The 9,480-nt window shown below is 62.9% G+C and carries 14 protein-coding genes; 12 read left to right on the forward strand and 2 right to left on the reverse strand.

Annotation, left to right across the window (positions count from 1 at the left end; translation table 11 throughout):
• The 10 genes from ACEN2R_RS18860 to ACEN2R_RS18905 all read left to right on the forward strand — a co-directional run bounded on the left by ACEN2R_RS18860 (nt 1) and on the right by ACEN2R_RS18905 (nt 7,240).
• A complete protein-coding gene (locus ACEN2R_RS18860) occupies nt 1-210 on the forward strand; it encodes a phage head-tail joining protein (protein WP_442044234.1) in 210 nt (69 codons plus the stop codon).
• Nucleotides 207-671, forward strand: coding sequence for a head-tail joining protein (locus ACEN2R_RS18865; RefSeq protein WP_442044235.1), 465 nt, complete (start codon nt 207-209; stop codon nt 669-671). The genes ACEN2R_RS18860 and ACEN2R_RS18865 overlap by 4 nt, the downstream gene beginning before the upstream one ends.
• Nucleotides 668-1,303, forward strand: a complete 636-nt coding sequence (locus tag ACEN2R_RS18870; RefSeq protein WP_442044236.1) for a DUF6441 family protein — start codon at nt 668-670, stop codon at nt 1,301-1,303. Before ACEN2R_RS18865 ends, ACEN2R_RS18870 begins: the two co-directional genes overlap by 4 nt.
• Nucleotides 1,304-1,490: 187 nt before the next feature.
• Nucleotides 1,491-2,027, forward strand: a complete 537-nt coding sequence (locus ACEN2R_RS18875) for a hypothetical protein (RefSeq protein WP_442044237.1) — start codon at nt 1,491-1,493, stop codon at nt 2,025-2,027.
• 121 nt (nt 2,028-2,148) lie between these two features.
• Nucleotides 2,149-2,571, forward strand: coding sequence for an acyl-CoA transferase (locus ACEN2R_RS18880; protein ID WP_442044238.1), 423 nt, complete (start codon nt 2,149-2,151; stop codon nt 2,569-2,571).
• Between the two features lie 24 nt (nt 2,572-2,595).
• Entirely contained in the window at nt 2,596-3,534 is a 939-nt protein-coding gene (locus ACEN2R_RS18885; protein ID WP_442044239.1) for a phage tail tube protein, read from the forward strand.
• 2 nt (nt 3,535-3,536) lie between these two features.
• Entirely contained in the window at nt 3,537-3,974 is a 438-nt protein-coding gene (locus ACEN2R_RS18890) for a hypothetical protein (RefSeq protein WP_442044240.1), read from the forward strand.
• Between the two features lie 68 nt (nt 3,975-4,042).
• Complete coding sequence (locus ACEN2R_RS18895; protein WP_442044267.1) at nt 4,043-4,201, forward strand: DUF7697 family protein; 159 nt, start codon at nt 4,043-4,045, stop codon at nt 4,199-4,201.
• Nucleotides 4,194-6,614: a phage tail tape measure C-terminal domain-containing protein gene (locus tag ACEN2R_RS18900; protein ID WP_442044241.1), complete on the forward strand. Its 2,421-nt coding sequence runs from the start codon at nt 4,194-4,196 to the stop codon at nt 6,612-6,614. Before ACEN2R_RS18895 ends, ACEN2R_RS18900 begins: the two co-directional genes overlap by 8 nt.
• Nucleotides 6,614-7,240 (forward strand): phage distal tail protein, Rcc01695 family, encoded by a 627-nt coding sequence (locus tag ACEN2R_RS18905; protein ID WP_442044269.1) that lies wholly within the window; start codon nt 6,614-6,616, stop codon nt 7,238-7,240. The genes ACEN2R_RS18900 and ACEN2R_RS18905 overlap by 1 nt, the downstream gene beginning before the upstream one ends.
• Before the next feature lie 5 nt (nt 7,241-7,245).
• Here ACEN2R_RS18905 and ACEN2R_RS18910 read toward each other — a convergent pair whose 3' ends face one another.
• A complete protein-coding gene (locus tag ACEN2R_RS18910; RefSeq protein WP_442044243.1) occupies nt 7,246-7,761 on the reverse strand; it encodes a GNAT family N-acetyltransferase in 516 nt (171 codons plus the stop codon).
• Nucleotides 7,758-8,051 carry a type II toxin-antitoxin system TacA family antitoxin gene (locus ACEN2R_RS18915; RefSeq protein ID WP_442044244.1) on the reverse strand — a complete coding sequence of 98 codons (294 nt, stop codon included), beginning with the start codon at nt 8,049-8,051 and terminating at the stop codon, nt 7,758-7,760. The genes ACEN2R_RS18910 and ACEN2R_RS18915 overlap by 4 nt, the downstream gene beginning before the upstream one ends.
• Nucleotides 8,052-8,171: 120 nt before the next feature.
• Between ACEN2R_RS18915 and ACEN2R_RS18920 the strand changes: the two genes are divergently transcribed.
• Together ACEN2R_RS18920 and ACEN2R_RS18925 are read left to right on the forward strand one after the other, a co-directional pair.
• Entirely contained in the window at nt 8,172-9,056 is an 885-nt protein-coding gene (locus ACEN2R_RS18920; protein ID WP_442044246.1) for a DUF2163 domain-containing protein, read from the forward strand.
• Nucleotides 9,053-9,478 carry a peptidase gene (locus ACEN2R_RS18925; protein WP_442044247.1) on the forward strand — a complete coding sequence of 142 codons (426 nt, stop codon included), beginning with the start codon at nt 9,053-9,055 and terminating at the stop codon, nt 9,476-9,478. Before ACEN2R_RS18920 ends, ACEN2R_RS18925 begins: the two co-directional genes overlap by 4 nt.
• Nucleotides 9,479-9,480 lie beyond the last annotated feature (2 nt).

Genomic DNA, 9,480 nt, shown 5'->3' on the forward strand with positions numbered 1-9,480 from the left:
ATGGCCTGGACACAAGCTGAACTCGACGCTCTGAAGCGAGCCTATGCCGCTGGCACCCTGCGCGTGACCTCGGATGGCCGGACTGTAGAATATGGCAACGCCGCTGACCTCTTGTCCCGCGTCCGCATTATTGAGTCCGAGATGGCCCAGATCACCGGCACGCCCTTGCCGGTCGCGGGGTTTGCCAGTTTCCGCCGGGGTGTGCGGTGAATGCCAAAACCCCGCCCGTGATCCGCTGGGGCCTGATCGACCGGGCGGTGGCGCTTATTTCGCCGCGGGCGGCGTCGCAACGCTATGCCGCCCGGATCGCGCTGGGCAACCACCGGTCGCGTGCGCCTGACAGCGGCCAGTGCAAATTGACCGCCTTCGATCTGGCGACAGACACCCTCTTCAACGATCCGAACCTTGCCGCCGACGCGCTGCTGCGCCTCGGCGGCACTGGCCCAGCGCAGGCCATACGCGTCATCCGCGCAATGCCAGACCGCTTTGTGAATTTCGGCGACGGGCGTTTTGTCGTCGATACGGTGCTGCTGAACATTCGGCTATCGGATGCAACAGAGCTGTCAGCAGGCGACACCGTAGAAATCGCAGGCCAGCTTCATGAGGTCAGCGGCACCCCAACACGCGACACCGGCAGGCTTGTTTGGCTGGCAGAGGCGCGGGCGCTGTGAAACTCCTCACCGAAATTCAGGGCGATATCCGCGCCATGATGCAGGCGGAGGTGCAAGCTGCAGAACGCGCGGTCACCGCGGGCGTTTCTGAGGCGGCAACCGGCTTACAATCCGACTGGCGCGGACAGATCACCGGTGCCGCCCTGGGCCGGGGGCTCGCCAATTCGATCCGCAAAAAGTTGTATCCGACAACTGGCGCTTCGATCCGGGCGGCAGCGGTGGTCTATTCCAACGCCTCGAACGTGGTCGATGCCTTTGACCGGGGCGTCCTGATCCGGTCGAAAACTGGGTTCTGGCTGGCCATTCCCACGGCCGCCTCGGGCAAGAAGGGTGTCGGCAACAAACGGATCACCCCCGGCGGGTGGGAGCAGCGCACCGGACAGCGCCTGCGCTTCGTCTTTCGGCGCGGACAGCCAAGCTTGTTGGTGGCCGAAACCCGGCTGAATTCGAAAGGTTGGGCTGTCGTGTCCAAATCCAAGTCTGGGCGCGGGCTAGCGACCGTGCCGATCTTCATCCTCGTTCCGCAGGTGAAACTGCCCAAACGCTTGAGCCTTGAAGGGCCCGCGCGCGAGGCAGAGGCAAGGCTGCCGGGGTTGATCGTGGCGAATTGGTGGGAGAGAGCACTGGACTGATGTGTGCTTTGCAGACAAGATTGCCACTTTCCAGCTCAAACTTCGCTAGGCTTTCTATCGCATAGGAGACCATCAACAACTGGAGAATGTTCGTCTTTTTTGCCTTTCGTCGGGCCACTAAACGCAGCATATTGGCCCTCGGATAGCTGGTATGACCTAGCACCACAGCCTGATGGAGAAGAGCTAGGTGAAGAATTATTTGATCGGAGGTTTGATATGTCTTGTTGCAGCCTTGGTCTTCGGGATCAAACCAGTGCAGCGAGCGATAAACGAGGCAACAAACCGAGGCACCTTAAGGGGTGCCGAAACATGCATGGATTACTCGGAGAGTGAGCTTCTCGCCCTGGAGGCCATCAAGGCGACATGCGTCCAATCATTTCAGAAGCGACTATATGGCAACGACTATGCTACAGGCCGGGCTGGACCACGAATGGACCAACGGACGGTAGGCTGGGGTGGCATCCTTGAGAACAAAACACCCGACCATGTGACTACTTGGATACGGATTTCAGTTAGTATCTTTGACGTGGGCGGCACCGAAAGGGAGTTTTTCGCCGAAACACCGATTTGGATAGACCCACTGAGCGAAGCGGAGTTCCAGGTACAACTTCCTGAACTTGAACGCGAGCAACTAGATGACATCGAGTTTTGTGACCATGAAGACGAAGCTCGAACAGCGTGCATGACATGGGGTGTCACTGAAGTGATGGGGCTTACCATCTAGGCCAATGACCAAGGGCGAACTCCAACCCTAAAGACCCAATGAGGCTGAAGTCGCGATAGCTGGATTTCTACTTTGGGCTCTTTTGGCGCTGTTGACTAAGTCCGCACCTTTGGAGCAGAAAATGCCCACTACCCGCGAAACCATCCTAACCGCGCTGCACGCGCGGCTGCAAACCCTTGCCGCCACCGTCCTGCGCGACGAGGTCTTGCCCGAACGCATTCCGCCAGCCGGACTGATCATCCTGCGCGACGGCCAGCCCGGCGAACCGGAGGTCACGCTGTCACCGCTGCGCTACCATTATCAGCACCGCGCAGAGTTGGAGGTTGTCGTCCAGGCGGCGAAGGACCGGGCGACCGCGTTTGACACCTTGATCGCAAGCATCGGCACCGCTCTGAACTCCGACCGCACTCTCGGCGGCCTCTGCGACTGGGTCGAGGTAGAAGCCCCGGCCTCGGTCGATCTGCCCGTCGAGGGCGCGGCGGCGCTGAAGGCGGCGGTGATCACTGTCCTGCTGCACTACACCACCTCGGGCCCTCTGGCCTGACACCCCGACAACAAGGAGAAAGACATGGCACGAGCGCAAGGCGCCCGGGCGCAGATGGCGCTTGGCTTTGAGACAATTTACGGCACCCCGCCGGTCAGCGGGTTCCGATTGATGCCCTTCGCACGAACGACGCTGGGTTCGGAACAGCCCCTGCTGGAATCGGAACTGCTGGGCTATGGCCGCGATCCACTGGCGCCGATCAAGGACGCGGTCACGGCCGACGGTGATGTCGTGGTGCCGATCGATGTCGAGGCCTTTGGCTATTGGCTGAAGGCTGCCTTCGGCCAACCGACAACCACCGGCACCACGCCCAAGACCCACACGTTCCAGTCCGGCAACTGGACCCTGCCCAGCATGTCGATCGAGACCGCCATGCCTGAAGTGCCACGCTTTGCGATGTATTCCGGCTGCGTACTGGATCAGCTGTCCTGGCAAATGCAGCGGTCAGGGCTGCTGACGGCATCGGCAAAGCTGATCGCTCAAGGCGAGACCATCGCTGCAGCAACCGCCGCAGGAACGCCCACCGCGCTGGGCTTGCAACGCTTTGGTCATTTCAACGGCACGGTGAAGCGGAACGGCAGCAGCTTAGGCAACGTGGTCTCGGCCGAGATCACCTATTCCAACAACCTCGACCGGATCGAGACCATCCGCGGTGATGGCCGTATCGACGGCGCAGACCCGACCATGGCGGCGCTCACGGGCCGGATCGAAGTGCGGTTCTCCGACACCACGCTCGTGAGCCAAGCCATCGACGGCACACCCTGCGAGTTGGAGTTCAACTACAGCCTCGGGGCGAATGCCAGTTTCACATTCACCGCCCACGCGGTCTATCTGCCAATCCCGCGCATCGAAATCGCCGGGCCGCAGGGCGTGCAGGCCAGTTTCGACTGGCAGGCCGCAAAAGCCGTCAGCCCCGCCCGGATGTGCACCGCCACCCTCATCAACAGCATTGCGAGTTATTGACCATGATCCGACTGAATCTGACCGCCACGCCGCAATGGCTTGATCTCGCCCCCGGCCTGCGCCTGCTGGTGGGCCCGCTCACAACGGCACTGATGGTATCGGCGCGGGCTGATGCCGCCATCGAGGCGATGCCAGAGACGGCCACAACCGAGGAACTGGCGCTGGCCATGGCAAAAGCGGTCGCCCGTCGCGCCGTGCTGGATTGGGAAGGCGTGGGTGATGACGCGGGCCAACCTATCCCCGTTTCGCCCGACGGCATCGACGCCCTTCTGGAAATCTGGCCCATCTTTGAGGCTTTCCAAACCCAATATGTCGCCCGCGGCCTGATCCTGGACGCAGAAAAAAACGCCTCTGCGCCCTTGCCGACTGGTCCTTCGGCGGGGGCGATCGCTACTGCGCCGCCTGCGAACATCTCTGCGAAGACTGCCCCGCAAGACTGAACCGCCCGCAAACGCAGGACGGCTGGCAGGTCTGGGATCTGGTCGGCCGCCTTGGGGGCCAGTTGCGGGTGATCCCCGGCGCGGTTCTGGGCTGGGACATGACCGCAGCACTGACCCTCGCCCAAGCGCTGGGCGTTAACACCCTGATCGCGGCCGAACTACTGCCCGAGATCGAGGCGGTGATGGTGCGAAAGTTGAACGAACAAATCGGAGAGAACCATGGCTGAAAAGAAAGTCAGCGTCCGCCTTTCGGCCGTCGGCGGACGGCAGGTGCGCGCCGAGTTGGAAGGCATCGGCGATGCCGGGGCCCGTGGCTTTGGACGTCTCTCGTCGGAGATGGAAATGGCGAACGCGCGACTGGTTGGCTTTGCCCGCCGGGTTGGATTGGCTCTGGCGGCGGTAACCGCTGCGGCAGCAGCAACGGGCGTGGCCATGATCCGGTCGGGGCTGGAAATCGTCGATGCGCAGGCAAAACTGGCACAGTCGCTCGACACGACCGTGGCAAGTATTCAGGTGCTGGAACGCGCGGGCGGTTTGGCCGGGGTTGCCATGACCGGCATCGAACAGGCGACGAAGGATCTGACGCGACGCTTGTCGCAGGCGGCCGCGGGCACCGGACCTGCGGCTGATGCGCTGGATCGGTTGGGGCTTTCCGCCACCAGCCTGATGGCATTGCCGCTCGATGAACGGATTGCCCAGATCAATCAGGCGATCACGGATTTCGTACCGGCGGCGGAGCGAGCGGCGGTGGCGGGGCAGCTTTTTGGCGAGGAAGGCAGCATTGCGATGTCTCGCATCGACAGCTCAACGCTACGCCAGGCCACGCAGGATGTGCGCGATTTCGGGTTGGTGGTCTCGGAGCAGGATGCCGATCAGATCGAACGCACCAATGATGCGCTGTCACGTTTGGGGCTGATCTGGCGCGGGGTCTCGAACCAGTTGACGGTTGCCGCCGCTCCGGCGTTGGAAGCCGTCGCGAACGCGCTGGCAGCAATGGCGCGGACCACAGGTCCGATTGGGATCGCCATCACAGCTCTCTTTGAAAACATCGGGCGGCTGACCACCTATGCCGCGACGTTTGCCGCCCTGATGGCCGGGCGCTGGGTGGCGGGTATGGCCGCTGCAGCCTTGTCGGTCAGCAGCCTGGCCATTGGTCTCGTGATCCTGCGCGGAGCGCTGATCCGGACCGGCATCGGCGCGCTGATCGTCGGCGCTGGCGAGTTGGTATTTCAGTTCACCCGGCTGGTGTCCGGTGCCGGTGACTTTGGCGCTGCGATGGGGTTGCTGAAAGACGTCGTCATTGAGGTCTGGGATCGCATCAAACTGGGTGCCACCGCCGCCGGTGCTGCGGCCACGGCCATGTTTTTCGACATCAAGGCAGATGCGGCCAGCGGCATGCAGAGCGCCATCGAAAGCGTGGTCGGTTTCGGCAACGCGGCCGCCAACACGTTTGAGGGTGCATTCGAGGCGATCAAGGCCATCTGGGGCCTCTTGCCCGCCGCGATCGGCGATCTGGTGTTTCAGGCGGCGAACAGCCTGATCGAGGGTGTTGAGAGCATGCTCAACGGCGTGGTTGCCCGGATCAACAGTTTCATCGAGGGGATCAATACCGGGCTGGAAGCGCTGGGCTCTGATCGCCGGATTACCATCCTGGGCGATCTGGACCTCGGCGAGATCGAAAACCGCTTTGCCGGGGCGGCAACGCGGGCTGGCACCGCCGCAAGTGACGCGTTCGACCGCGCTTTTGAAGACAACCCGCTGGCAGTGCCGGATTTTGGTCTGAACGACATTTCCCGCGAGGCGCTGGGCGCAGCGAACACCTACCGCGCGGCGGCCAGTGATCTGGCTGCTGGGGCACTGACCCCGCTCGCCAGCTGGCAGGCGTTGCAGGATGCCGTCGCGGGGGCTGGCAATGATGGCGAGACAGCACTTGCTGGCGCTACCGATGCCGCTGGCCGCTTTGATGATGCCATCACATCGGCTGGGCGCGCAGCAGCGGGTGCTGCGAACAGCGCAGGTGCCGCCGCTGCGGAAGGTGCAGAGGCCGCAAAAACCGGCTGGGCCGCAGCTGTGGCGACCCTCGCCGACTATGCCGCCGAGGCTCGCGACATCGGCGGCGATATTGGCAACACCTTGATTGGGGCGTTCACCTCGACCGAGAACGCCGTAGGCGAGTTTGTCAAATCCGGCAAGCTCGACTTTCGCGATCTGGTCTCCTCAATGATCGCCGATCTGGCCAAGCTGGCGGCGCGGCGCTTCATTCTTGGGCCGATTGCCAATGCGCTTTCCGGCGCGCTGGGCGGCGCGGGCGGGTTATTCGCGGACATCCTGCATTCCGGCGGTACGGTCGGCCTGGCGGGCAGCCGCCGGATGGTGCCAGCCATGGCATTTGCCAACGCACCGCGCATGCATTCCGGCGGCTGGGCCGGGTTGAAGCCTGACGAGGTGCCCGCGATCCTGCAGCGCGGGGAACGTGTTTTGTCCCGGCGTGAGGCTGCTGGCTATGGGCCGGGACAAGCCACTGCGCCCACCGTCAACGTCACGATCATGTCGCGTGATGCCGAAAGCTTCCGGCAATCGCGCACGCAGGTCGCATCCGACATCGCCCGCGCGGTATCCCTTGGCCGGAGGGGCATGTGATGGCGTTTCACGAGGTGCGCTTCCCCGACAATATCAGCCGCGGCGCGCGCGGCGGGCCGGAGCGCCGCACACAGATTGTCGAGATGGCAAGCGGTGATGAAGAGCGCAACGGATCATGGGCAGATTCCCGGCGGCGCTATGATGCCTCCTACGGCATCCGCAAGGCCGACGATCTCGCGGCCGTGACGGCGTTTTTCGAAGCGCGGCGTGGGCGGCTCTACGGGTTTCGGTGGAAAGACTGGGCCGATTACAAATCCGGCCTGCCGTCCGCCAGCCTCGTTGCGACCGACCAGCCGATCGGCATCAGCACGGGTGCCGCGACCACATTCCAGCTGGTGAAACTCTACACCAGCGGCGCGCAGTCCTGGACGCGGACGATCACCAAGCCCGTCGCCGGGACCGTGGTGCTGGCCTTGAACGGCGTGACGCAGATCACCGGCTGGACGGTGAACACGGCCACCGGTGTGATCACCTTTGCCGCGGCTCCGGCCCCCGGCGTGGCGATCACCGCAGGTTTCGAGTTCGACGTGCCGGTGCGCTTCGACACCGACACGCTGGACGTCACCCTTGATGTCGAGCGGCTCGGCTCGATTACATCCATTCCCCTGATTGAGGTCCGCAGATGAAGCTTTCAGGCCTCGCCAAGCAACGCTTTTATATCTGCAATGCGGGCGATCAAGGTCATCGGCTCCGCTGCTGTTCCCGCAAAACCACAGCTGATATAGAAGTCTTTGGCGCGATCATCCAGCGCGTGTACCAGAATAGCCGCAATGCCAACTTCATGGGCCGCAGCAGAAACCCGCAGGACCGCGTCACGCAACAACGCGCGGCCAAGACCGTTGCCCTGCTCCGTCAGATCAATCGCCAACCGGCCCAAAACGATCACCGGGATCGGATCAGGCATGTTTTGCTTGAGTTTGCGTGGCAAAAGGTCGTGGCTGACCGATCCTGCAGCAACGGCATAGAAGCCGACCACCTGATCGCCGCGGCAGACCACATAGGTTCGGGATGCGCCCGACATCTGATTAGTGCGGGCCTTGCGCTGCAGCCAGCCATCAAGCGTAGGCGCGCCGGACGTAAACGCATCCATCTGATGGGTGTCGTTCAGCGGTTCCGGCGCGCGCAAGGATTTGGGTACTTCGCTCACTTATCCCACGGGGCCGGAGTGGCAAGAAGTTTACGCAGCGCCGCGTTCGGCGCGGGCGGGGCGTCAAGCTGCACCATAAAGGCGCTAAATTGCTCTGCATCAAGACGGAACGCAGTACGGTCGAGAAGCGCATCTTCGGCCGCCATCCGGGCGGCATCCATCATAAATTCAGAGCGGTTCTTGCGCAGCGTCGCCGCTGCGCGGTCGATCAGATCGCGGTCCCTAGGGGTTACACGAAGATTGATCAGCGACCTGCGCTGGGCGTCTTCCTTCTGGATTGCGGCAACCATGATGAGTTCTCCTGCTCTGAACTGACCTCATATGTAAAGACAAGTGCTTTACATATCAATCCCGGCGCACCGTTAAAATCTCGACGTTACCGACAACTCTTTAAAAAGGGGTCACCCCGAATGAAACTTCTCCCGATCGGCATGCAAGCGCATCTGGATGATGGCACGACCACCCTGGCGTGGTGTTGGCGTATCGAGCGGGCCGATGGCGTGATCTTTGGTTTCACCGACCATGATCGCCCGCTGGAAATCGCGGGCATGAGTTACGAGCCCGACACCGGTTTTGCCGCCTCCGAAATCCGCGCCAGTGCCGATTTCTCGGTCGACGGGCAGGATGCCGAAGGGGCGCTGCGCTCAGACCGGATCACCGAGACCGATATTCTGGACGGGCGCTGGGACAATGCCGCGATCGAAGTGTGGCGGGTGAACTGGGAAAACGTCGCACAGCGGGTGCTGATGCGGCGCGGCAATCTCGGCCAGATCAGGCGCGGCAAACAGGTTTTTGTCGCCGAGGTGCGGTCGCTCACGCATTTTCTCAATCAGCCGGTGGGGCGCACCTATCAATATTACTGCGACGCGGAACTCGGCGACGCGCGCTGCGGGGTCAATCTGGCCGCGCCCAGCTATTCGGGCAGCGGGTCTGTGGCCGCTGCGTCAGGCGATCGCAGTTTTGCGACGGCCGGGCTCGGTGGGTTTGCACCAAACTGGTTCGCACTGGGCCGGGTGGAATGGACCAGTGGTGCCAATGCCGGGCGGCGGGCGGAAGTGTCGATCCATACAATCTCGGCGGGGACCGCGCAAATCACGCTGATCGAAGCGCCCGTGCGCATAATTGCGCTGGGCGACGGGTTCTTCATTCAGGCAGGCTGCGACAAGCAATTTGCGACCTGCCGGACCAAGTTCGGCAATGAGGTGAACTTTCGCGGCTTCCCGTCGATCCCCGGCGACGACACCATCGTACGCTATCCCACCCAAGGCGATGGCAGCACCGGGCAGCCGCTATGAACGCTGCCCCTGATGTTGTGATCGCCGCGGCGCGGGTCTGGCTCGGCACGCCCTACGTCCATCAGGCCAGCGTGTTGGGCGCGGGTTGTGATTGCCTCGGCCTTGCCCGCGGCATCTGGCGTGATCTTTACGGGCCGGAGCCGGTAATTCCGCCGCCCTATACCCGCGATTGGGGCGAGGCAGGTGGGGCGGAAGTGCTGGCCGAAGCCGCGCGACGGCTCCTGCTGGAGATCCCGATCGCAGAGGCAGCGCCGGGCGCGCTGATCCTGTTTCGCATGGCCCGCAACACCCCTGCCAAACACTGCGGCATCCGCAGCGAGACCGGTCTGATCCACGCCTATGAGGGCGCGGGCGTCATTGAAGAGCCCTGGCGCCCTCATTGGGTGCGCAAGGCGGCCTTCGCATTTCTCTATCCAAGGTAAGA

Origin of the sequence: Pseudogemmobacter sp. W21_MBD1_M6, assembly GCF_052119585.1 — a bacterium.
Taxonomy (GTDB): Bacteria; Pseudomonadota; Alphaproteobacteria; order Rhodobacterales; family Rhodobacteraceae; genus JBGQOJ01.